General features: G+C 53.2%; 18 protein-coding genes. 11 read left to right on the forward strand and 7 right to left on the reverse strand.

Going from position 1 to position 22,869, the window contains the following annotated elements; all coding sequences use genetic code 11:
- The first annotated feature begins 163 nt into the window (after positions 1-163).
- The 7 genes from Q0711_RS06140 to Q0711_RS06170 all read left to right on the forward strand — a co-directional run bounded on the left by Q0711_RS06140 (position 164) and on the right by Q0711_RS06170 (position 10,436).
- A complete protein-coding gene (locus Q0711_RS06140; RefSeq protein WP_299041952.1) occupies positions 164-1,915 on the forward strand; it encodes an iron uptake porin in 1,752 nt (583 codons plus the stop codon).
- A 280-nt stretch (positions 1,916-2,195) separates the two neighbouring features.
- Complete coding sequence (locus Q0711_RS06145; protein WP_299041954.1) at positions 2,196-3,416, forward strand: response regulator; 1,221 nt, start codon at positions 2,196-2,198, stop codon at positions 3,414-3,416.
- A 61-nt stretch (positions 3,417-3,477) separates the two neighbouring features.
- Entirely contained in the window at positions 3,478-3,843 is a 366-nt protein-coding gene (locus tag Q0711_RS06150) for a response regulator (protein ID WP_298613979.1), read from the forward strand.
- Positions 3,840-4,343, forward strand: coding sequence for a chemotaxis protein CheW (locus Q0711_RS06155; RefSeq protein WP_298613977.1), 504 nt, complete (start codon positions 3,840-3,842; stop codon positions 4,341-4,343). The genes Q0711_RS06150 and Q0711_RS06155 overlap by 4 nt, the downstream gene beginning before the upstream one ends.
- A 33-nt stretch (positions 4,344-4,376) precedes the next feature.
- Entirely contained in the window at positions 4,377-7,190 is a 2,814-nt protein-coding gene (locus Q0711_RS06160) for a methyl-accepting chemotaxis protein (protein WP_299041956.1), read from the forward strand.
- A gap of 2 nt (positions 7,191-7,192) precedes the next feature.
- The gene (locus tag Q0711_RS06165) at positions 7,193-9,946 is read left to right on the forward strand and encodes a hybrid sensor histidine kinase/response regulator (RefSeq protein WP_298615484.1); all 2,754 of its coding nucleotides are present in this window, start codon (positions 7,193-7,195) and stop codon (positions 9,944-9,946) included.
- Positions 9,939-10,436: a chemotaxis protein CheW gene (locus tag Q0711_RS06170; protein WP_298615487.1), complete on the forward strand. Its 498-nt coding sequence runs from the start codon at positions 9,939-9,941 to the stop codon at positions 10,434-10,436. Before Q0711_RS06165 ends, Q0711_RS06170 begins: the two co-directional genes overlap by 8 nt.
- A 396-nt stretch (positions 10,437-10,832) precedes the next feature.
- On the opposite strand, the gene Q0711_RS06175 is transcribed toward Q0711_RS06170, so the two are convergent.
- Positions 10,833-11,447 (reverse strand): histidine phosphatase family protein, encoded by a 615-nt coding sequence (locus tag Q0711_RS06175; protein WP_298613442.1) that lies wholly within the window; start codon positions 11,445-11,447, stop codon positions 10,833-10,835.
- 127 nt (positions 11,448-11,574) lie between these two features.
- Here Q0711_RS06175 and thrC point away from each other — a divergent pair, with 127 nt between their 5' ends.
- A complete protein-coding gene (gene thrC / locus Q0711_RS06180; RefSeq protein ID WP_298613444.1) occupies positions 11,575-12,663 on the forward strand; it encodes a threonine synthase in 1,089 nt (362 codons plus the stop codon).
- Here the strand turns inward: thrC and Q0711_RS06185 are convergent.
- The 5 genes from Q0711_RS06185 to rsfS all read right to left on the reverse strand — a co-directional run bounded on the left by Q0711_RS06185 (position 12,660) and on the right by rsfS (position 18,989).
- Positions 12,660-13,271 carry a hypothetical protein gene (locus Q0711_RS06185; protein WP_298613447.1) on the reverse strand — a complete coding sequence of 204 codons (612 nt, stop codon included), beginning with the start codon at positions 13,269-13,271 and terminating at the stop codon, positions 12,660-12,662. The two genes, thrC and Q0711_RS06185, sit on opposite strands and share 4 nt — an antisense overlap.
- A 131-nt stretch (positions 13,272-13,402) precedes the next feature.
- Positions 13,403-14,776, reverse strand: coding sequence for an ATP-binding protein (locus Q0711_RS06190; RefSeq protein WP_298613450.1), 1,374 nt, complete (start codon positions 14,774-14,776; stop codon positions 13,403-13,405).
- A 6-nt stretch (positions 14,777-14,782) separates the two neighbouring features.
- Entirely contained in the window at positions 14,783-15,469 is a 687-nt protein-coding gene (gene rppA / locus Q0711_RS06195; RefSeq protein WP_298613453.1) for a two-component system response regulator RppA, read from the reverse strand.
- A gap of 32 nt (positions 15,470-15,501) precedes the next feature.
- Positions 15,502-18,327 carry a cation-translocating P-type ATPase gene (locus Q0711_RS06200; RefSeq protein WP_298613457.1) on the reverse strand — a complete coding sequence of 942 codons (2,826 nt, stop codon included), beginning with the start codon at positions 18,325-18,327 and terminating at the stop codon, positions 15,502-15,504.
- Between the two features lie 242 nt (positions 18,328-18,569).
- Positions 18,570-18,989, reverse strand: coding sequence for a ribosome silencing factor (gene rsfS / locus Q0711_RS06205; RefSeq protein ID WP_298613461.1), 420 nt, complete (start codon positions 18,987-18,989; stop codon positions 18,570-18,572).
- Positions 18,990-19,040: 51 nt separating this feature from the next.
- Between rsfS and Q0711_RS06210 the strand changes: the two genes are divergently transcribed.
- On the forward strand, positions 19,041-20,333 hold the full coding sequence (locus Q0711_RS06210) for an AMP-binding protein (protein ID WP_298613464.1): 1,293 nt from the start codon (positions 19,041-19,043) through the stop codon (positions 20,331-20,333).
- Between the two features lie 269 nt (positions 20,334-20,602).
- Positions 20,603-20,950: a hypothetical protein gene (locus Q0711_RS06215; RefSeq protein ID WP_298617126.1), complete on the forward strand. Its 348-nt coding sequence runs from the start codon at positions 20,603-20,605 to the stop codon at positions 20,948-20,950.
- Here the strand turns inward: Q0711_RS06215 and Q0711_RS06220 are convergent.
- Positions 20,947-21,813 (reverse strand): peptidoglycan recognition family protein, encoded by an 867-nt coding sequence (locus tag Q0711_RS06220; protein WP_298613471.1) that lies wholly within the window; start codon positions 21,811-21,813, stop codon positions 20,947-20,949. The genes Q0711_RS06215 and Q0711_RS06220 overlap by 4 nt on opposite strands.
- A gap of 69 nt (positions 21,814-21,882) precedes the next feature.
- On the opposite strand from Q0711_RS06220, the gene aroF reads away from it, so the two are divergent.
- A partial coding sequence (gene aroF, locus Q0711_RS06225) for a 3-deoxy-7-phosphoheptulonate synthase (RefSeq protein WP_299041961.1) occupies positions 21,883-22,869 on the forward strand: 987 nt, incomplete at its 3' end.

Below are 22,869 nucleotides of genomic sequence, written 5' to 3' on the forward strand. Positions count from 1 at the left end.
ATTTTAAGCGTCAACAAATCGAAACAAAGTGTTTGACGAACCAAGGGGTACATGGCTATACTCCTACACACTGAGCTGTATTGTTAAGCTGAATACTAGGTGAAGAGTAGAACGAGTTGATCGCCCTACTTAGCCTAGGCTCTCGTAAGTGAGGAGTAACGTGATGAAAAAGACTTACCTGCTAGCGGGTGGCTTGAGCCTACTGGGTGTAGTCGCAGGGGCTAATATTGCTACCGCCAATGAACCTACCAACTTTGAAAACCTGATTGCTGCTGAACCACAACATCTCCAAGTTTCTGAAGCACCGCCTGCTGCCAATACCATTGCAGATGCTTCTAGTATCATTACCTCTGTTAATCAGCTTTTGGCCAACCAAGAATCCATGGGGCAAGTGACCTCTGTCTCCCAGCTTTCTGATGTTCGCCCCACTGACTGGGCCTACCAAGCCTTGGCCTCCCTGGTTGAGAAATACGGCTGCATTGCGGGTTATCCCGATGGCACCTTTCGGGGCAACCGTGCCGCCACCCGTTATGAAATGGCAGCAGCCCTCAATGCCTGCTTGGATGTCATTAGTGACCGCTTTGCCACGAAGGAAGACTTGGCAACCTTGCAAAAGCTCATGGATGAGTTTAAGGCTGAACTCACCACCCTACGCGGTCGCGTGGATAAGCTTGAAGCTCGCACCGCCAAGCTGGAAGCCCAGCAGTTCTCCACAACCACAAAATTAACAGGCACAGTGGTGATGTCCGTGCAATATGGCGGCCGTCCTAGCAGTCCGAATCCTTCTGAGAGTCCTGATGGAATTGCTCCTGCTAACACAAACCCTACTGTCATTGCTGCTGCGATTCTGAATCTAAACACCAGCTTCACTGGCACTGACCTATTGCAAACAAGCCTCTCTACAGGCAATGGCGGTCGTGATGCCATTAGCACCTATGGGCTAGGATTGCAGACAGACTCGACTCTACATGATCCCTCTGGTTTGCCACTTCCCTACTTTAGTCCTAGTAATTACGCTTGGTCTGATTATGGACCGGCAGTTGAGCTGGAGCGTTTGGCCTACAGCTTCAAGCCTACTCGAGATATTACAGTCACCGCAGGGCCTCTGTTTTACCCCAGTGATATTATTGACAAGAATAGCTGGGCAAACGATGAGGCCAGTGACTTTGGTACATACTTTTTCCTCAATAACCCCTTCATTGTTCCCTACGCCCTGAAAGACTTGGGCGGGGCGGGCGCTGCCATTGAATGGAACCCCAAGGAAGGCCCCTTTACTGTCCGTGCCCTTTATCTTGCAGGCGAAGCAGATCGGGCAGCTGCAGGGATTGCTCCACCAAGTCCGGGGGGTGGATTTGGCGGTGATCCCTTCCAAACCTCGCTAGAGCTAGAGTATGCCAATAAGTTTGGTGGTGGCAAAAACAGTTATGCTGTTCGGCTGCAGGGTACCTATTCTAAAACCTATGGCATCGAAGCTCGAGCAGCGGGGATTAACTTTGAGCTGAATCTGGATCGCTTTGGTATCTTTGGCCGAGCTGGTGTTGCCAGTATTCCAGGTAGTTACTTTCCGGGTGTATCGCCCTTGCCTTTTTCGGAGGCTCCTAACAATAGGGGTGATGCCGGTATGAGAGCCTACAATTTCATGGCCGGCATTGGCTACAAAGATCTGCTTGTACCGGGGTCTGTTCTAGCTGTTGCTGCGGGAGCACCGTTCATTAACAGTGCTCCCAGTTCGGGCTTCATCAATAATGCTAATCAAGTCAACGTAGAGGCCTTCTACAAATTCCCCATCAGTGACAACATCAGCATCACGCCGATCTTTACGGCAATCATCAACCCCAATAATACTAATGGGGGTAGTGTAATCTCCGGTCAGCCGATTCTCCAAGGCGTGATTCGTACGACGTTTACGTTCTAGCGTTAGTAAGTTCACCCCGATCTTGAGTCCCTCTCCCCAGTGGAGGGGGCTTTTTTATGGACTTTACTATATCCTTGTAAAAGTCATTAACTTCTCTGAAGTTTTCTTTCATCTTTTCGCTGATACTGCTCAAATATGCTTAAGTAAGTAGTACATCGGTGTTCTTAAGCACATCTCACTTAAGGATCGCCAAATATCTTGACTAACTTTACGGGCACAAATTGCTGGCTGCTGCCGAAGTTGTACGAGGCTTCGTTGGGTTAGCAACTTGGAGAGTGGTATGATGACAGCAGAACGCGCTTTTAGCGGCGGGGGGGAAACACTTCAGGCTGAACACCTACTCCGCCAACTCACCACGTCGGGGGGAAGCGGTTGTTTCAAGGTGAGTGTGCAGGAGCAACAGTGGTTCCTCTACCTGGATCAAGGAGGCCTCATTTATGCTACCCACACGATTGAGCCGGGCGATCGCTTTGAGCGCCATCTTCGGCAACTGAGCTATACGGTTCCTAGCCTCAATCGCGAGTTGCGTGTCCAAGTACAACAGCGATGGGAAGCGGCCAATACTCCCACTCCCATCTATGAATACGAGAGCTTGCACTGGCTGCTAAGGCAAAAATGGATTACCCCAGCGCAGTTTGAACAGCTTGTGAAGGGTCTTATCCTTGAAGTTCTGGAGTCGTTTTTATATCTCAAGAGCGGTCAGTATCAACTAGTGTCCTATGGGAAAGTGCCAATTGTTAGCCGCTTTGATGCCGCTGAGTTGATTCAAGAGTGCAAATTACGAATTCAACAGTGGCTGAGCCTTGGCCACAAAATTGTCTCCCCTTTTCAGCGCCCCTACTTCTTTAGGAGTGCCCAAGTCAATTTAACCCCAGAAAAGCAGCAACGCTTGGGGTCTATGCTACGGGGTTTTAGCTTTCGCCATTTGGCAGTGCTTCTCAACCAAAATGAAATTACCTTGGTGCGTAGCCTTTTGCCGTTAATTGAGAAGGGAGCCGTAGTCGTTCGGGAGCCGCAACACCCCTTTGATTTGCTGCCCAGTTTTGATACCAGTTTGTGGCAGGAAACTGCGCCCGCAGTGGCAGAGGAAAGTGGTGATTTAGGCAGTGGCTTCTTCACTTCCAAAGTGCCCAACCGCACCTATCGGATTGTCTGTATTGATGACAGTCCGGCCATGCTCAATGAAATTAAGCGGTTTTTGGCGGATGATGCCTTTGAAGTGATTGCCCTCAATGATTCTGTGAAAGCCCTCATGGAGGTGATGCGTCTCAACCCAGATCTCATCCTGCTGGATGTGGGGATGCCCAATATTGACGGTTATAAGTTTTGTAAAGTTATTCGCAACCATGAACGCTTTAAGTCAGTACCCATCATTATGGTGACGGGTAACACAGGACTCATTGATCGCGCTAGAGCACGCCTTGTGGGGGCGACGGACTACATGACGAAACCGTTTACCCAAGAGGCGCTGCTCAAAATGGTCTTTCGCTATTTGAGCTAAGACGCAGTATATTGGCATTTGCGCGCACCAACCTGAATAGGGCGGAAGTCGAGGAGAAGAGATGACGAAGGTTTTAGTTGTGGAAGATGTGCCCTCGGAAATGACTCTCATCAGTTCATTCCTCAAGGAAGCCGGCTACACGGTCATTGAGGCACTGGGGGCAAAGGAAGCGCTGGAAAAGGTCAGCCAACACAAACCCGATGTGGTGGTTACCGATGTGGTAATGCCGGAGATGAGTGGCTTTGAACTGTGCCGTGCGCTCAAGAAAAATCCGGAAACGGAAAAACTACCGGTCGTGGTCTGTAGCTCTAAAAACCAAGAATTAGACCGCCTGTGGGCAATGAAACAAGGAGCAGATGCCTATGTCACCAAGCCCTTTAATCGTGAAGATTTGCTACGAGCCGTGAAGTCGGTGGTGATCTCATGATGGCAGAAGCAGGACTTTGGCAAGAGAGTGAGCGCAGACAAGATCAGCGGCAAAATGTCCCCTACCTGCGCTTGATCCTTCACCGAGAATTGACGGCTCTGCTGCCAATGGGGGAGATTCGGCAGGTGTTAGTGATTTCGCCGCAACAGCTGACGGTGATTCCCAATATGCCTGCGGTGGTCATGGGACTACTGAACTTTCGCAACCGGGTTGTTTGGGTGTTTGACTTAGCCCTTTTGCTGAATCTCGATCCGCTGCAGGAAAGTTCACTCCTCACGATTGTTGTACTGCAAACCTCAAAGGGACACTTGGCACTGGCGCTCTCCCAAGTGGGCGGTGTTGCTCGTCTTTCTGAGAGTTTGATTCAATCGCCTGTGGGTACAATGAGTGCAGCGCTGGTTCCCTATGTAAAGGGCTGTTGTCGTCTGGAGGAAGGAATCTTCTATATCCTCGATGGAGAGGCGATCGCCGAGCATTGCTGGGCCAATTGTGTTCGCTAGACTGATTCTTCATACCACTGGGATAGGTAAACAATGACTACTGCTAAACCGCCAATTGATCTGCCGCCTTTGCCCCCTTCGGTATTGAACTACCAACTGCCTCCCCTAGGGGAGAAAAAAGCAACAACCAATGGCAAATCCCCTGAACAACCCTTGTCGCCACCTCCTCCACGCCGCAAATTGTGGGGGCTACGTCCGAAACTGATTACCAGTGCAGTTGCCCTTGCAACCCTGCCTATGATTGCCGTGGGCTTGGCGGCGAATCAAGTGGCGCGTCGGCAATTGATGGAGCAAGTCTTGCAACTTCAGCAGCAGGAAGTCAGTAGTGCAGCGCTTCAGTTTGATAACTATCTGCGCGATCGGCGAGGGGATGCGCGAGTTTTGGCATCTGTCTTGAATAATCGCTACAGCAGTGAGATCCAGCGGCGCGATCGCGCCCAATTGCAAGCGGTCTTGGATCAGTTTCTTGATGCCTATGTCGCCTATGACAGTGCAGCAATTATTGCCAATAATGGCCAAGGAACGATTATCGCCCAATCCTTAGCAGGAAATCGCCTTCCGAACAATATTCTTCAAAATCAAGAGTACTTTAAGCTCGCGATCCAAACGCGGGGGGTAGTTTTAACGATTGAACCAACCCTCTCCCTACCAGATCGCCCCTTAGGCATGTTTTTGGCGGTGCCACTGATTAATCCCCAGAGCAAACAAATTATAGCGGTGCTGCGGTTGAGGGTACCGAAAGGTAGTGTTCAGCAATTTCTGAAAGTCTACGCTCGCAACCGACAACAGAGTTTTTACCTCGTGACACCTGAGGGAACGATTTTTACAGCATCAATTCCAGAATTAAATGGAAAGCCTCTAGAAGAGATTTTTCCCAAGTTAGCTCAGCAAAGGGAAAATAAGCCAGCTAGTGCATTGATAGAGGGACGCCGCTTCGATGGTGAGTCCCAGATTCTCAGCTACAAAAGTGTTTCACAGCCGTTTGCCTTAATCATTCTTGGTACAGATCAAGCCTACGCCCTCAAGCCGCTGCAAAACCTGACTTGGGCACTGTTATCAGGGGTTATTGTCGCAGCTGTTGTTGCCGGAGCAATCGCAATCTATCTTAGCGATCGCGCAATTCAACCCCTCTTGGGAGCTACTAAGGCAGTGACGAGAATCGGTGAAGGAGATCTACAAACCCGCCTGCCGGTGGCAGGGGATGATGAGTTAGCTACTCTCAGCCGCACGATTAACCAGATGGCTGAGCAGTTAGAACAATCCCTGACAGAAGCTCACCTCTCTGCCCAGCGCGCCCATCAATTGCGCGATAGTCTCTTCCGCCTAACCCAGCAGAGCGATCGCCGGCAGATTCTTGATAATCTCGTTAACGAGGGTCGCCATCTTTTGGGGTGCGATCGCGTCATTTTCTACGAGTTTGATGAAAACTTTGTGGGCCGCGTGGTGGCTGAATCGGTCGCCGAGGGTTGGCCAAAGGCTCTAGAGAAAGTCATTGATGACCCCTGCTTCCGGCAAAATTGGGTTGACGCCTACACCAAAGGGCGCGTCCAAGCCACCCCAGATATTTTGAATGCCGGTCTAACGGAGTGCCACCTCAAACAACTCGCCCCCCTAAAGGTGCGAGCCAATCTCGTCGTTCCCGTGCTAATAGAGAAAAAACTGGTCGCGCTTTTAATTGCCCATCAGTGCAGTGAGCCGCGCCAGTGGCAACAGTCAGAAATTGATGCCTTTCTCCAGTTGGCCAACCAAGGAGGACTGGTGCTGGAGCGCAATAAGCTCTTTGAGCAAACGACTGCGGCTCAAAAAGAAGCGGAACGCCTGGCCCAAGAGCAACAGCAACGCACTGAACGCATCCAAATGCAGTTGATTAACCTGCTCACGGAAGTGGAAGCTGCCTCGAAAGGGGATTTGACGGTGCGCGCCGACATCACCGCCGATGAAATTGGTACCGTTGCCGACATTTTCAACTCCCTCATTGAAAGTCTGCGGGAGGTGGTTATCCAGGTAAAAGCAACAACGGAAAAAGTCAACTCTGCCCTCTTAGCAGATGAGACAGCCATGACGGGGCTGGCGGAAGAATCCCTGCGGCAAGCCAAGAAAGTGAATCGGATGCTGGAGGCCGTTGAGGCGATGTCGGTTTCTATTGAATCCGTGGCCAATAGTGCCAACGAAGCCGCAGAAGTGGCGCGTAAAGCCGCCGAACGTGCCCTCGCCAGCGGTAAAACAATGGATGCCACTGTAGATAGTATTCTCCATCTGCGGGAAACTGTGGCTGAAACCGCTAAAAAAGTGAAGCGATTGGGCGAATCCTCGCAGCAGATTTCAAAAGTGATTTCCCTAATTAACCAAATTGCCCTGCAAACGAACCTCTTGGCCATTAATGCCAGTATTGAGGCGGCTCGTGCCGGTGAAGAGGGGCGAGGCTTTGCTGTGGTTGCCGAAGAGGTGGGTGAACTAGCGGCGCGATCGGCAGCCGCGACTCGTGAAATTGAGCAAATCGTGGAAACCATTCAGCAGGAGACCCAGGAGGTAGTGAGTGCCATGGAAATCGGTACAGCTCAGGTGGTTGAAGGCACGCGCCTTGTGGAGGTAACCAAGCAGAACCTCGAAGAAATTGTGCAAGTGTCGCAGCACATTGACGAACTGGTGCAGTCCATTTCCCAAGCCACTGTCTCCCAAGCCCGCACCTCCAACACCGTCAATACACTCATGAAAGACTTTGCCAAGGTCTCCGAGGGCATGTCTGCTACGTCCAAGCAGATTTCTGAGTCTCTGCAAGCCACAGTGGACATGGCTCAGGAACTACAAAACTCGGTCAACATCTTTAAGGTGACTCCTGAGGGATAACCATGCCCGAACCCAGTGCCGAGGAAGCCATCCGCCTCCAGTTTCTCGAGGAAGCTCAGGACTACCTGCAAACCATCGAAGCAGGAATACTGCAATTGTCTCACCAGCCGGCAGTGATGGATAGCGTGCTGCGGGCGGCTCACTCTATCAAAGGGGGCGCAGCCATGATGGGCTTTATGTCCCTCAGTGAACTGGCGCATCGCCTTGAGGATTTCTTCAAGGTTTTGAAAGCGCGCCCCTGCGAAGATGGGGAGGTGCAACATCTGCTGCTTCGGGCAGTGGATCAACTGCAAGTAATGATTACCCTCAATCGCCAAGGGGTTGAACCCAATGAGGGTTGGTGGCGCACCCAAGTGGAGCCGCTTTTGAATGAGTTGCAGGGACGGCTAGGGGATCCCACGGCGGAGGATGATTTGGCGCTGCTCAGCGGCGATGATGGCCAGCAGATGCGGGTCATGCTCTTTGAAACAGAGGTGGAGGCCTGCTTGCAACGACTGGAGACGGTGCTGCAAACCCCCGGACAGCCTTGCCTCAAGGAGGAGCTGGCGATCGCTGCCCAAGAACTGGAAGGCCTGGGGCAAATGCTCGAGCTGCCTCAATTTGCTGAATTCTGTGCCTCCGTCAGTGCCTATCTGCAACAACCCAACTGTGATGTGAGCCAAGCCGCTGCCCACATTATCCGGCAATGGCGCCGCTGCCAAGCCCTCGTGATCACCGGTCAACTGGAGGCTCTGCCCACGCGCTTGGAAACCCCTGAAACCGGTGACGAGGAGCAAACCATTATTGATTTACCGCCGGCAGACCTGAATCAAGAACTAGGGGTCGAGGACTTTGCCGGTGCTGACATTGAATCTTTCTCCTTTCAGGATTTATTGACCTCCGCCCCAGAGGCTGAGCCAACCCCCTTGGCTCCCCAGCCCCAAACCCCAGAACCCAAGGAAATGACCGTGCGGGTGCCGGGGCATCAGTTGGATCAACTCAGTGATCTGATGGGGGAGTTACTCATTGAGTGTAATGGTTTGGATTTGCAACGGGAACGGCTCCACAACCTGCTGGCAGCTCTCAAGGAAAAAGTGCGCGCCCTTGAGCGAGCCAACTTTCGCCTACGCACAGAGTATGACCGTGTCAGTGCCCCCCATCACTTCAATCCCCAAAGTCAGCATGGGTTCGATGTTCTTGAATTCGATCGCTACACCGACGTGCATCTGCTTTCCCAGGAAGTGATGGAAACCATTGTCCAAGTGCAGGAAATCACCAGCGATTTGGAATTGAGCCTAGGGGATACCGAACGCAGCGGCCGCGATCTAAACCGCACTGCCAAGCAACTGCAAGCTTGCTTTACCCAAGTGCGGATGCGCCCCTTTGCGGATTTGGCCAACCGCTATCCTCGACTGATTAGGGAGTTAAGCCGCGAGCATGGCAAAAAGGTCAACTTAGTCATCGAGGGCAGTCATATTCTCATTGACCGTACTGTGTTGAGTGTGCTGGCGGATCCCCTGTTGCACCTTGTCCGCAATGCTTTTGATCATGGGATTGAACCAACCGAAGAACGTCAAGCCCTTGGTAAACCCGCAGTGGGAACCATTACCCTGAAGGCGGCCTATCGCGGCAATCAAACCGTCATCACTGTGGCGGATGATGGTCGAGGTCTCAATCCAGAGAAAATTCGCCAAACGGCACGGCGATTGGGCTTAGCACGGGACTGGTTGGAAACAGCCAGCGATCGCGACCTCTGGCAACTGATTTTTGAGCCGGGCTTCTCAACCGCTTCACAGGTGACTAGTCTCTCTGGGCGTGGCGTGGGAATGGATATTGTGCGCACCAATCTACGGCAAATTCGCGGCAACATTCAAATCCACAGTACCCCCGGTCAAGGGACAGAATTTACGATTGCCATCCCTTATACCCTCTCAATGATACGAGCACTCCTAGTGGAAGCGGCTGGTATGCTCTTGGCCGTGCCCACCGAAGACATTGAAGAAATGGTGTTGGCCGATCGCTACCCCCCCATTGAAACCCTTGGCTCCACTCTAATTGACTGGGAAAGCTATCTCGTTCCTTTAGTTGACCTGACCCAAATTTTTCACTTTCAGCGTCCCTATTGTCCTGTGGAAATGGAGGGAGCACCGGCGATTAACCAACCAACGTTGATGATTGTCAGTCAAGGGGACAGTGCCCTCGCCCTGCGAGTTGATCGCTATTGGAGCGAGCAGGAAGTCACCATTCGCCAGGTCGAAGGAGAATTAGCCCTCCCCAAGGGCTTTAGTGGCTGCACAATTTTGGGGAATGGTCGCATTGTCCCTCTATTAGACCCCTTTGCCCTCTTTGATTGGTTAGCACAGGAACCTTCCCGCGCTCCTGCAGCTCCCCCTGTTACCCCCAGCCAAGACACCGTCCTTGTGGTTGACGATTCAGTTAACGTGCGCCGTTTCCTTGCCAATACCCTCGAAAAAGCCGGCTATCGGGTTGAGCAGGCCAAAGATGGTCAAGAGGCCATTGATAAACTGCAAGGGGGGCTACACGTCAACGCCCTTATCTGCGACATTGAAATGCCTCGCCTCGATGGGTTTGGTGTCCTCACTCAAATTCGCCGCATTCCCCAGTGCCAAAACACCCCCGTAATGATGCTGACCTCGCGCACAGGCCAAAAACATCGTCAGCTTGCAGAACGTTTAGGGGCAGCCGCCTACTTTAGCAAACCCTTCCGCGAAAGTGACCTTTTGGCCACCCTTGCTCAGTTGATCCGCCATGCTTAAAAGCCGCCGCCGCCGTCAAAACCAACCCATTGTCTTAGAGCAGTTCCTGACATTTACCGTACGTCAAGAGCAGTTTGCTGTACCCATGGCACAGGCCTATCGGGTGATTCCCTTACCTCCTATTCATGGTGATCCACAGCAGCGGGGGGTTGGCTTGGTGACCTATGAGAATCGCGAAATTTTAGTGATTGATATTGGCCGCTGTCTCTTTGATGCTCCTCTCGCCACCTCAGAAACGCAGAAGCTCCAATTTTTGCTGATTCTCCAGCCCCGATTGGAGCAAGAATGGCTTGGCCTGCCCCTCACAGCCCCCCCGGTCATTGAGCGAATTCCACAGGATGCCATTCATCCCATTCCCAGTCACTATCTCCACTGGGGGAGCATTCACAACGTCAGTTCCCTGATGGTCAGGAGTCCAGGGGATCAAGACTTACCCCCTATCTTTATCGTGGATATTGAGCAGGTACTCCACAGCCTAAAAACGCGGTAGCCCGCCCCCATTCCTTACCTTCCTAAAATCTATTTGGCGGCGAACCGGTCAATATCAAGCCCCGCAGTTTTGCACGCAACTATAAGGAAGCCTATTGCTATCCCCCCATCCACAGTCTATGGCATGCTGCTTGCGTTTGTTGACGAGGAAAACACGGACAGGCATCGGGGCATCCAGCTAGTCCTTGGCAGGCCGGGGACAGACCCACCGCCGATTTCTCAGATTCTGCGTAAACGGCAGCCTCACAAGTTCAGCTCCTCTCCCCCTGGCAAATTTTCTAGGCCCAATTACCACACTTTGATAACATCACTTGGGGGTTAACGATTCCGCAGGCGCCTAATTGAAAAGGAAATGATTCTACTCGCCAGAACCTTTGCCGGCGGGGGGTGGTGTTCTTTAAGGGCAGCCATTGAAGGTATTAATGCGCCACCAGTGGATATTTTCGGCCTCAAAGCGACCATCCAGATCTACCCGGACGGAAAAGTCAAACCAAGCGGCGGGCGGGATTTCTATTCCCCACAGGCGATCGCTCCCCAGCACAACGCTGATGAGACACTGTAGAAAGCCGCCATGGCTAACACACCAAACGCAGTCCTCGTCGCTGTGGCGCCGCAGTTGTTTCCAAGCTTGTTTTGCCCGCTGCCAAGCCATGGCCATGGATTCCGCCTCGGGAACTGGAATCAGGTAATCGCTTTCCTCCAGTTCTGCACAGAGGTCGGGATGTTGGGCTTGGGCCTCTGCCCAAGTGAGTCCTGTGAAGATTCCCTGATCAATTTCAATCAACTCCGCTAGCTCTTGAATCTTCAAGTCAGGACAGGGATTCATCAGCGTGGCCGTGTCGCGGCAGCGTTGCAGGGGACTGGTGTAAATGGCATTCGGTGGTGGGAGTTTTTCCCGCAGGGCAAGGGCTTGCTGCCGCCCCCGCTCGGTGAGGGGCACATCTTGCCGTCCCAGCATGACCCCTAAGGCATTCCCAACCGCTTCACCGTGGCGGATCAAAATTAGGCGCATCGTGTGGTTCTCCCCCAGGGCAGCAATTGGCAAGTGCCACCCCTGATCGCTAAAATTATCCTACTGCATGGCTGCGCTCTATCCTCAGCCTCAAATTAATTTATTCTTATCTCTTGACTGCGTACCTGTGCCTGTAACACTCTCTGCTCCCCCCATCCGTCCTGCATGGCATGGCCTGATTCACGCCTACGGCGACTTCTTGCCGGTGAGCGATCGCACGCCGGTGGTGACGCTCTATGAGGGGAATACCCCCTTGATTCCGGTGCCCCAAATTGCCGCCCGGATTGGCCGCAATGTCTCCGTCTATGTTAAGTACGATGGCCTCAACCCCACGGGGAGCTTCAAAGATCGCGGTATGACGATGGCCATTTCCAAGGCCAAGGAAGCAGGGGCGGAAGCTGTGATCTGCGCCAGTACCGGCAATACCTCAGCCGCCGCCGCTGCCTATGCTCGCCGAGCGGGATTGCGCGCCTATGTTTTGGTGCCCGAAGGCTATGTTGCCCAAGGTAAATTAGCTCAAGCCCTCCTCTATGGAGCGGAAGTCATTGCCATTGAAGGTAATTTTGATCAGGCTTTGGAGATTGTGCGCCAGATGGCGGCAACCTATCCAGTGACCCTGGTGAACTCCATTAATCCCTACCGCCTAGAGGGACAAAAAACTGCTGCTTTTGAGGTGGTGGATAGCCTGGGCAATGCTCCCGACTGGCTCTGCATCCCCATGGGCAATGCGGGGAATATCACCGCCTACTGGATGGGCTTTTGTCAGTACCGTGAACAAAACCGCTGCGATCGCCTGCCGCGCATGATGGGGTTTCAAGCGGCGGGATCGGCACCTCTTGTCAAGGGGGAAGTGGTTCCGCAGCCAGAAACAATTGCTACTGCTATTCGCATTGGTCATCCGGCCAATTGGCAACGGGCGATCGCCGTCAAAGAAGCCAGCCAAGGGGCTTTTAATGCCGTGACGGATGAGGAGATTCTCCAGGCCTATTATCTGCTTGCCTCTGAGGAAGGCATTTTCTGTGAACCCGCCAGCGCCGCCTCGGTGGCTGGCCTCCTAAAATTGGCCGATCAGGTGCCCAAGGGGGCTACAGTGGTCTGTGTGCTCACCGGGAATGGTCTCAAGGATCCAGAGACCGCCCTCAAACAGGAGAGCGATCGCTTTCACCGCCACATTCCAGCCACGGAGCAAACGGTTGCCAAGGTGATGGGCTTCTAAAACCCCAGCTCAGCCCGCATCAGGTGGCGACTAGCCTTAAAGAGTTGGACGGCCGCGCGATTGGTTGCCAGGGTAGCCACATTGGGAGTAGAACTGACAGGCTCGGCTAAGCGAGCGGGCTGGGCCAGTTGCTGGGCACGGTCAAAGAGTTGGCGAACTGTCGCGTTTTCCTTGCCAAAGTAGGCGATTTCTGCCTGCGTGCGACTGCGTTCCCGCTCAACTTGGAAAGGGGCATCGTAGTAACTGCGCGAGAGCAGCGCCTGACCACTGCGGGCTTCTCCCAGATTGCGGGCTGCTTCATAAACGCGGGCAGCCGCCTTGGCAGTTTCTTTAGCCTTGAAGTAGTTGCCGCCCTTCTCCAGCGATTGAGCCGCAGCCAGAAGGCGATCGCCCAAACTCAAGAGATTGCCATCCGCATTGGGCGTGGCCTTTGCCCGCATGCCCTCATACTGAGCTTTAGACAGATCGCGAACCGCTTTTTCAGCATCTAGCTCCACAGCGACTGAACCTTGAACACGGGGACGGGCAGTAACTGCTGGCGCCGTTGTTAAGGGTAACACCAGTGCAACAAGGGTTGCTGCCAAAAGAGATTGGTGTTGGCGAGGCATAGGGGTATTCTCCTAAATCAGTGGGAAAAGTGATGCGGCTTGAGAATTGAAATCTGTTAAAGAACCGTTGTCTCTATACCGCTTCTGTCCCAAGCATACCCACCAAAAATGACAGAGGAATGACACATCCCCTAGGTCGCCAGCGGCAGCTTAACGGTAAAGATTGAGCCTTGATCCTCTTGACTTTCAACCAAAACGCTGCCGCGGTGGAGTTGGATAATTTGTCGAACAATGGCCAGCCCCAGACCGGCACCACGAATGCCCCGTCGCTGCACCCGCTCATCCCGATAGAAGTAGTCAAAAATATGCGGCAGCGCCGTTGCACTAATCCCGATACCTGTATCCGCCACTACAATCACTGCCTCCTCCCCCCGTTGGCTGACTTGCAGTGTAATGGTTCCACCGGCAGGGGTGTAGCGCTCAGCATTACTGAGCAGATTGAGCACCACTTGCCTAAGCATGTCGCGATCGCCTTTGATGAACAGCGGAACAGAGGGCAGTTGCAGATGAAACCTATGGGTTTGGGCATGGGTTTCTCGCCATTCCTGGGCAATGGCTTGGATGAAGGCTCCTACATCAAGGGGAGTGGTAAAATCGGGGGGTGATACCCCCTCGTGGCGGGCTAAAAACAGCAAATCATTCACCAACTGCCCCATGGACTTTGCTAAGCTGGCCACCTTCTCCAAACGAAGGAGCGCCTGTTCAGGTTGCTGTTGACCCAGTAAAATCCCCACCTGTGCATGGCTTAAAATAGCGGCGATTGGCGCCCGCAATTCATGGGAAGCATTGGCGGTAAATTGTAACAGGCGATTACAGGCGGCTTCCAACTCCTGACGTTGCCGCTCCAGTTCCCGAAATAGTTCGGCAAAGAGGCGAACTGCTAGACCACTGCCAATAAAGCCAACAATAATCGCTAAAATGAGCGCGATCGCATGGATTTGCCGCAGGCTTTCCAACTGTTGCTGGCGATTCACCAAGAGCCGTTCTTCTGCTGTGATAAAGGCATTGATGGCTGCCCGGGTCTGATCCATTACCCGCTTTGACTGCTCAATCTCCTGAATCAGGGGCTGGCGATTCCTGGAGGGAGGGTTCATTTGCGCCGTTAGAAGCTCTGTGCTCCTGTGGACTAGGGCTTTCAAGTGCTGAAAATTAGCCAGCTGTTGCGGGTAGTAACTGAGAATAGTTTCTAGTTCCTCAAGAGTTGAAGGCAACTGGGCAAGGGCTGTGTGATAAGGCTCTAGAAAACTCGCCCGCTGCGTGAGATGATAGCCGCGTATTCCCGTTTCTGCATCAATGAGGGAATTCAGTAGCTCCCGTGCCTCTAACTGTACTCGCTGACTATGGCGCACCGCCTTTTCGTAATCGCTCATGCTCACGCTGAGCCAGACAAATATACCAACGGTGCCCACAAGGCAGACCACTGGCAGCACAATAATGAGAAAGCCCCGCTGTTGGGGGGAAAGTTGAGGCCATCCTTGAAATGTGAATCTCCGCCTGCTGTCCATTAGTGGTTATCCCTGTAACGAAGAGGGTGCCCGTAAGCGATAGCCCGTGCCGTACACGGTTTCGAGCCACTCGGCGCAGCCTAATTCCCCCAAACGCAGGCGCAGGCGGCGAATTTGGGTACTCACAGCATTACTTTCAGGCTGATTGTCCCACTCCCAAAGATGAAGTTCCAATTGCTCACGGCGAATCACTTGGCCGGGATGGCGCAGAAAAAACTCCAAAAACTGATATTCACGAGTGGACAGAGAGATGACTTTTGTCCCCCGTTGGAGAGTCATTGAGCAGAGATCCAAAACCAAATCGTTTAGTCTTAATTGATCCCCCAACCACTGGGGCGATCGCCGACTCAAGGCTCGCACCCGAGCTAGAAGTTCCATGACCTCCACTGGCTTAATTAGGTAGTCATCGGCACCGGCGTCTAATCCCATGACCTTGTCGCCGGTGGTATCCTTGGCGGTCAGCAGTAGAATTGGTGTCCCTTTTCCCGCTTGCCGATAGTTTCGACAAAGTTCTAGGCCACTTATCCCCGGCAGCATCCAGTCCAAAATGACCAGGTCATAGGTTTTTTCCTGTAGCAGCCACCGGGCTGTTTCACCCTCCTGTACCCCATCCACTAGGTGTCCTTGATGGCAGAGAATGGTTTTTAGGGGTTCCAACTGCTCAGGATCATCTTCAACTAAAAGGATACGCATCGAAGGAGAACAGTTAGCTTTGCCGCTGCAAACTACTCCCCTAATTGTAATGTGTGACCCCTGGGGAGCAGCCGCAATACCAGCTTCTCTAACTCTATCCACACAAAGACAAGGGTACTAAAGCCAATACACACGGCCAGCTCAATCTCGGAGAGCAAATAGGTGCCAAAGAACTGCCGCAGGGGTGGAGCATAAATGAGCAATAGTTGTAGGATTGTTGTCAAAATGACCGATCCCCAAACAAAGAGGTTAGAGGTGGGGTTCATTTCGATCGTCAGCCGTGTACTGGAACGAGCGGCAAGGGCATGACCCATTTGGGCCAAACAGAGGGTAGTGAACACCATGGTTGTCCAACGCCTGGGATCGAGTCCCCCTTCTAAATGGTTGGAGGTGTAGCTGTAGGCCCACGCCATCAAGGCAATGCCAACCAGGGCCAAGATCAAACCAATCCGAATCATATAGGAACCCAAGCCACGGCCAAAAATACTTTCGTTGGGTTTAATGGGTGGCCGCTTCATGACATCGGGATCTCCCGGTTCAACGGCTAGGGCAAGGGCAGGCAAGCCATCGGTGACTAAGTTCATCCAGAGAATTTGTAAGGGTGTGAGGGGGACACCTCCTAGACCTACCAGGGGTGAGCAGGCAATTGTAATCACTTCGCCAATATTGGAGCCAAGAATGTATTTGATAAAGCGCCGAATATTGCAGTAGATCACTCGTCCCTCTTCGGTAGCGGCCACAATGGTGGCAAAGTTGTCATCCAAGAGCACCATATCGCTGGCTTCCTTGGTAACATCGGTGCCTGTCATTCCCATTGCGACACCGATATCTGCTTGCTTGAGGGCAGGAGCATCGTTGACCCCATCCCCGGTCATAGCCACAATCTCACCGTTCCGTTGAAGGGATTGCACAATGCGCAGCTTATGTTCCGGCGAGACTCGCGCATAAACACTCACAGTGGGGGTGACGGCATCCAATTCCTCAGCACTGAGTTTTTCGATCTCTCGACCGGTGAGGGCGCGATCGCCCCACTCACAGATGCCCAGTTGACTGGCGATCGCCTGCGCCGTCAGTTGATGATCTCCCGTAATCATGATCGGACGAATCCCTGCTGTGCGACAGGTGGCGACAGCCTCCAATACCTCTGGCCGAGGGGGGTCAAGAATGCCCACTAGCCCCAGCCAAATCAAGTCCTGCTCGCTCCTATCCACACTCTCCGCTGGTGGCAATGCCGACCAGTAACGATAGGCAATCCCTAAAACCCGCAGGCCTTGAGCAGCAAAGCGATCGTTTTCAGCTAAAATTTCTTGGCGCTCCGCCAAGGTCAGGGGTTGAATGTCCCGCCCCACCTGTCGCCATTGACAGCGTTCTAGGGTCAGCTCAGGTGAGCCTTTGGTAATCATCCAGTAGGGTTCCGTGGGGGGAATCTCAGGAATGGATTCACTGCGATAGAACGTACTCATCCGTTTGCGATCGGCATCAAAGGGAAATTCCGCCACTCGCTCAGCCTTTTCCTGCAACGCCTTGAGATCAATTCCCCCTTTGATGGCCAAGGGCAGGAGCGAGCCTTCTGTAGGATCGCCGAGAATTACCCACTCGGCTGCGTGTTGTTTGAGCAGCGCATCATTGCACAGAGCGCCAGCCAAGAGGAGCAGTTGCCGTTCGTAGAGTGCTGAGGCATCGTTGGTATTCGCGTCGTAAAATTCCCCCTTGGGGTCATAGCCATTGCCGCTCACCTTTGCCCGATAACTGGTGGTGGCGATCGCCTGCACTACCATTTTGTTTTGGGTGAGGGTACCCGTTTTATCTGAACAGATAGTCGTCACACTGCCTAGCGTCTCCACTGCCGGTAGACGACGAATCAGGGCATGGCGTTTGACCATCCGCTGCGTTCCCAATGCAAGGGTGACGGTAATTACGGCGGGCAAGCCTTCGGGTACCACTGCCACGGCCATACTGAGGGACACTTCAATCAGTTCCCTGAGGAGGGAAACATCGTAGAGACTACCGCCAACCACCACAATTCCCACCAGCACCAAGGCAAGCCAAACCAAGCGATTGCCCAGTTCGGTCATGCGTTTTTGCAGCGGCGTGGGTTCTTGTTCCACCCCTTGGAGAGCAGCGGCAATTTTCCCTAGCTCAGTGTCCATGCCGATCGCGGTAACGACCGCTATCCCTCGACCTTGGCTGACCTCGGTACCTGCAAACACCAGATTGAGGCGATCGCCCACCTCTGTATCAATGGGCAAAACTTTCTCGGCATTTTTACTGGTGGCTTCTGCTTCCCCCGTGAGGGCGGCTTCGCGAATTTGCAAATTCACCGCCTCAAGGAGGCGACCATCGGCAGCCACTTTGACCCCAGTCTCCAAAAAGAAAATATCCCCGACAACCAGGTCAGGGGAGTCAATTTCCATGACTTTTCCCTCGCGGAGGACGCGCACCTTGGGAGCGGCCATATTTTTCAGGGCTGCGAGTGCTGCTTCGGCACGCGATTCTTGGACGTAGCCCAAAATGGCATTGAGAATTACCACCACTAGAATTGCGGTTGCATCCTTGGGAAAGGGCAGGGTGTTTTCTTCAAGGGATTCGAGAATCTCCAGCGTGCCAGAGATAGCCGCTACCACCAGCAGCATGATCAGCATCACATTGCGAAACTGATCAATGAAAATCTGCCAGCGGGGGCGTTGGCCACTCTCAAGCAGTTCATTGCGGCCATATTCTGCTTGTCGCCGCTGGACTTCTCTCAGGGTTAGCCCCTGCTGGCGATCGCTCCCCAGGCGATGAATGACTTCATCGGCGCTCAGCGCATGCCACACTGCTTGCGGCTCAATGTTGGAGGGAGGATAAGAAGAAGTCATGTTGGCTGAAACAAGGGACTATATTTCATTGTGGCTTTAATCGTGATCCATGTTGCTGCCGCCTTCGGAAAGCACTGCCCCTCCTCTCTGGGACAGAGCATTTTCATTGAGGAGTTTCATTAAGAAAAGTTGATCCTCTAGAAGCTACAAAAAACTCCTCCCTTGGCGATCGCCTAGAGGCAACACGGGTCTTGGCAGCCCCCAAGGGAAAGGCGCGCCGATTCCACAGCAAGGGGAGTGGCCTAGGTCGTGATCAGTGACTCAAAGGGGATGCGTTGGGCGTGCCCCCAAAAGGCCTCAAGGTTGTAGTATTGGCGTTCCTTGGGCAACTGCACATGGACAATCACATCGCCGTAGTCCATCAGCACCCATGAACATTCCGCTTGGCCTTCGATATGTTGGGGTTGGCGTTGACAATGTTCGAGCGCCGCCTCCTCAATCCCTTGGTAAATGGCGCGCACCTGAGTTTTTGAGAGTCCCGTAATGATGACAAAGTAATCGGTTAAGTAGGACACGCCACTCACATCCAAAAGACAGATATCCACTCCCTTGCGATCGTCGGCAGCATAGGCTGCAGTGCATGCTAATTTAAGGCTAGGGTCGGTAATGGCGGCTACCCGCTGCATCTGTTGAATAATCAGGCTGCTGTCTCCCAAACGCACTGCTTATATCCTTTGATTTTACCTATTGGGTTAGGAAGGCGTAGGACAAATTTGTTACAAAACCTTACAAGCATCGCCCCCCACTGGCTGTGGTGTCCCCACAACGGACAATGGCACCCTGCTACTGCCATCCTCCTCGAGCAATTAGCCGGCTATCGGGAGCAACTCCAACAGCGGCAGCCCCCTCTCCTCGTCCTGGCAGAACCCGATCCCCTGTCTTTTCTCGGCGGTTTTCTGGCGGCGCTTTCCACAGGCACGCCCCTCTTACTGGCCAATCCCCAATGGCAGTCCCAAGAGTGGCAGCAGGTGGCAGCAATCCTACCCCAGAATTTTATGGCGGGGGGAACCGTGCCTCCCCTAGACCCTCAAGGCTCTAGAGAACCATTCCCCCAAGGCTGGATTCTGATTCCCACCGGAGGAACTCAAGGGCGATTGCGTTGGGCGATTCACACGGTGGCAACCCTTCAGGCGGCAGTGAGGGGGCTGCAAAGCCATTTACAGCAAGGAGCAATTCACTGTCTAAGTATTTTGCCCTTGTACCATGTCAGTGGCCTGATGCCCGTGGTGCGATCCCTCTGGACAGGGGGAGAACTCTATCTCGCGAGCCATTTACGGGATTTACGGCAAACAGCACCGCCTGCCAATCGTAATCTGTGGCTGTCTTTGGTGCCTCGGCAACTGCAACAGGTGCTCACAGAACCGCTCCCGTGGTTAGGGGAATTAAGGGGGATTTTTATTGGCGGTGGCCCCACTTGGTCTCAATTATTGGAGGAAGCAGCAGCGCAGCAATTGCCCCTATGTCTCAGTTATGGAATGACAGAAACCGCAGGTATGATCTGTGTCCAGCGGCAGGGAGAATTTTTGATGGGCGATCGCTCCTGCGGGCAAGTCTTACCCCATGCCCAGATTGATTTAACCACTGCGGGTGAGATTCAGATTCAGGCGGCCTCCCTTGCCCTTGGCTATTACCCTCACTTGTTTCAGTCAACCATCTTCCCAACCGACGATCGCGCTCAATGGCGGGGTGATCGCCTCTACGTTTTAGGACGCACAAGCCGCAAAATCATCAGTGGTGGCGAGAATATCTACCCCGAAGAGTTGGAGGCCTTACTTCTGAACAGTGGCCTTGTCCAAGACATCTACATTTACGGGGCACCCGACCCCCTTTGGGGTGAACGGGTGATTGCCCTCTATGTGGGAGACCTCTCCCCTGAAGAGCTAAGCACGTGGCTCAAACGGCAGTGCAGTGCTTACAAATGCCCCAAACAGTGGATTCCTGTACCTCAAATTCCCCGCACACCCCAAGGAAAAGTGCCATCATCCTTGATCATGAAGGTGCTTTGAAGTTTTGTTGGTAATGCCCAGAAAGCCCTGAAGAGCTGCAGGATCGCCTACAGTCCCTCTCAATATTTCGAGAGGCGAAAGTGTGAAATCCTGCAAAAAAATTGACATCCCAAGCCCCCAGTAGCTCTGGCTACCCATCAACGTTCCAATGCACGATTGAGCATCGCCGACTGAGTTCTAGTTGCCAATATTTCAACTTATCTAACAGTTTCCTCCCAAAGTACTCCGCTATGTCCCCTAGCTTCAAAATTAAATACGCAATCAATAGCGTGTATATTTGGTTGACTATCCCCTTCAAACTCATTGCCAGTCAAGCTAGTCAGCCAGCGATTTTTAGCAGGGCGCATCCAGAGGTCTGGACCCGACAAGAGATTGCCGATCGCCTCGGTCGCTTTTTCAAGAAACGCCCCTTTGGGATGACGTTGCCTCTCAGTGTAATGGAGGATGCTCTCCAGTTTTTTGGCCGGATGAATGGCGATTTGGAGGCCGGTCTTGGGACACTGCGGACCCTGTTGACCTGTGAAGGTCTTTGCCCTGCCGGTGAAACTAAACGCGCCCAAGCCTATTTTCAAGTTTTCTTGGAGTCCCTAGAGACGTTTTTAGATCGCTACTGCTAGCGGGGGAGATCCTCACAGGGGCGATCGCGATAGAGCTGCAAATAGCGATTAAACCTAGCCCAATCAAAGCTACGCGGGTCAATGCGCTCCCCTGAGCGATCGACAGCAGCATGGGTAGTGATGCGTTGCGGATCAATGGCTGTTTGTGCCACCAGCCAAGCCAAGCTCCGGTATTGAGCATCGGTATAGCCCCCGTGTTGGGAACCATGGTGGCGACCTTGGGGCGGTGTTTCCAAAGAGAAATGCAGGGCAAAATTATTCACCGAAGGGGCTAGGCGGGGGTTAGTCTGTACTGCTTCCAGACCAAAAACAGAGTTACCTGCCCCATAGGCACGCTTCGACCAAGGTACTAAGTGCAGCAGCCAGCCCCTGAGGGTAATCAACTCATGGTAGCTGGCCTGATCCTCATCGCGGGGATGGGGCGTTTGAAAGAATTCCAGCGCCGCTTGGGCAGAGGCAGCGGTTTCATGGAGCACAATTAGGGGTGCGTTGCTCACCACCCGACCGCGAATATCTGTACGGAAGCGATCGCCAAAATTAGTGGGATGGGCGGGCACACTATACCAGGGGGGAGCAAGCGAGCACTGTTGATGGACTTGCCGCACTTTGGCAAAGAGGCGATCGTAATCAGCGCCGTCACTGGGTTGGAGCAGCAATGAAGGAGTCTCTGGGAGCGAAGGGGGCGACGGTGATGCCATTGGCGCATCAAACTGCGGATCATCAATGGGCACTGCTTGGCTGAGATCAAGGGGGCGATCGCCATGGGGAATAGAACCGATCATCACCCCCCACAGGGACACCACCACCACAGTAGCGATCGCCAATGAAATGAGAAATCGCAGAGCTGGGGAACGACGCAGCATAGGCAGAACCGAACCAATTTGGCACAATACAATCAAACCCTAAGCCGAAATGTTGGGATCAGCAAGCCGATGATTATTGTTCTAAAAAGTGGTACCCCCACTGAAGAGATTGAACGGGTCAGCACCGAGATGCGCACTTGGGGACTGACCCCCGAAAAAATTGTGGGCAAGCACAAAGTTGTCATTGGCCTAGTTGGCGAAACAGCGGAATTAGACCCTCTGCGGATTCAGGAAATTAGTCCTTGGATTGAGCATGTGCTGCGGGTTGAGCAACCCTTCAAACGGGCGAGCCGCGAGTATCGCCATGGGGAACCCAGTGAAGTGGTCGTGCCTACTCCCAACGGAGATGTCGTTTTCGGCGAGGGGCAGCCAGTGGTGGTTGTGGCAGGACCTTGCTCCGTTGAAAACGAATCCATGATCATTGAAACCGCGCAACGGGTTAAAGCAGCGGGAGCCAAATTCCTGCGCGGTGGCGCCTATAAACCGCGTACTTCCCCCTACGCTTTCCAAGGTCATGGGGAAAGTGCCCTTGATCTGTTGGCGGCAGCAAAAGCAAAAACCGGCTTGGGCATCATTACCGAAGTGATGGATGCAGCAGATTTGGAAAAAATTGCCGAAGTGGCCGATGTGCTGCAAATTGGCGCCCGCAATATGCAAAACTTCTCTCTTCTGAAGCGCGTAGGTGCCCAACCCAAACCTGTGCTTCTAAAACGGGGAATGTCTGCCACCATTGAAGAATGGCTGATGGCTGCAGAGTACATTCTGGCAGCAGGGAATCCCAATGTCATTCTCTGTGAGCGGGGCATCCGTACCTTTGACCGCGAATATACCCGCAATACCTTGGATTTAGGGGCGATTCCTGTACTGCGCAAGCTCACCCATCTGCCCATTATGGTTGACCCCAGTCATGGCACCGGCTGGGCCGAATTTGTGCCCGCAATGGCCAAAGCCGCTGTCGCTGCCGGCGCCGATGCCCTGATGATTGAAGTGCACCCCAATCCCGCGAAGGCGCTCTCCGATGGCGCCCAGTCCCTGACTCCCGATCAGTTTGACGAG

This window comes from uncultured Thermosynechococcus sp. (genome assembly GCF_937958135.1).
Lineage (GTDB): Bacteria > Cyanobacteriota > Cyanobacteriia > Thermosynechococcales > Thermosynechococcaceae > Thermosynechococcus.

Excerpts from the sequence above, each read along its gene's own strand:
- Q0711_RS06140 (WP_299041952.1), top strand. The coding sequence starts at position 164 with ATGAAAAAGACTTACCTGCTAGCGGGTGGCTTGAGCCTACTGGGTGTA.
- Q0711_RS06200 (WP_298613457.1), bottom strand. The coding sequence starts at position 18,327 with ATGACTTCTTCTTATCCTCCCTCCAACATTGAGCCGCAAGCAGTGTGG.
- Q0711_RS06170 (WP_298615487.1), top strand. The coding sequence starts at position 9,939 with ATGCTTAAAAGCCGCCGCCGCCGTCAAAACCAACCCATTGTCTTAGAG.
- Q0711_RS06160 (WP_299041956.1), top strand. The coding sequence starts at position 4,377 with ATGACTACTGCTAAACCGCCAATTGATCTGCCGCCTTTGCCCCCTTCG.
- Q0711_RS06145 (WP_299041954.1), top strand. The coding sequence starts at position 2,196 with ATGATGACAGCAGAACGCGCTTTTAGCGGCGGGGGGGAAACACTTCAG.
- rppA (WP_298613453.1), bottom strand. The coding sequence starts at position 15,469 with ATGCGTATCCTTTTAGTTGAAGATGATCCTGAGCAGTTGGAACCCCTA.
- Q0711_RS06155 (WP_298613977.1), top strand. The coding sequence starts at position 3,840 with ATGATGGCAGAAGCAGGACTTTGGCAAGAGAGTGAGCGCAGACAAGAT.
- Q0711_RS06190 (WP_298613450.1), bottom strand. The coding sequence starts at position 14,776 with ATGGACAGCAGGCGGAGATTCACATTTCAAGGATGGCCTCAACTTTCC.
- Q0711_RS06220 (WP_298613471.1), bottom strand. The coding sequence starts at position 21,813 with ATGCTGCGTCGTTCCCCAGCTCTGCGATTTCTCATTTCATTGGCGATC.
- Q0711_RS06185 (WP_298613447.1), bottom strand. The coding sequence starts at position 13,271 with ATGCCTCGCCAACACCAATCTCTTTTGGCAGCAACCCTTGTTGCACTG.
- Q0711_RS06165 (WP_298615484.1), top strand. The coding sequence starts at position 7,193 with ATGCCCGAACCCAGTGCCGAGGAAGCCATCCGCCTCCAGTTTCTCGAG.
- Q0711_RS06175 (WP_298613442.1), bottom strand. The coding sequence starts at position 11,447 with ATGCGCCTAATTTTGATCCGCCACGGTGAAGCGGTTGGGAATGCCTTA.
- Q0711_RS06150 (WP_298613979.1), top strand. The coding sequence starts at position 3,478 with ATGACGAAGGTTTTAGTTGTGGAAGATGTGCCCTCGGAAATGACTCTC.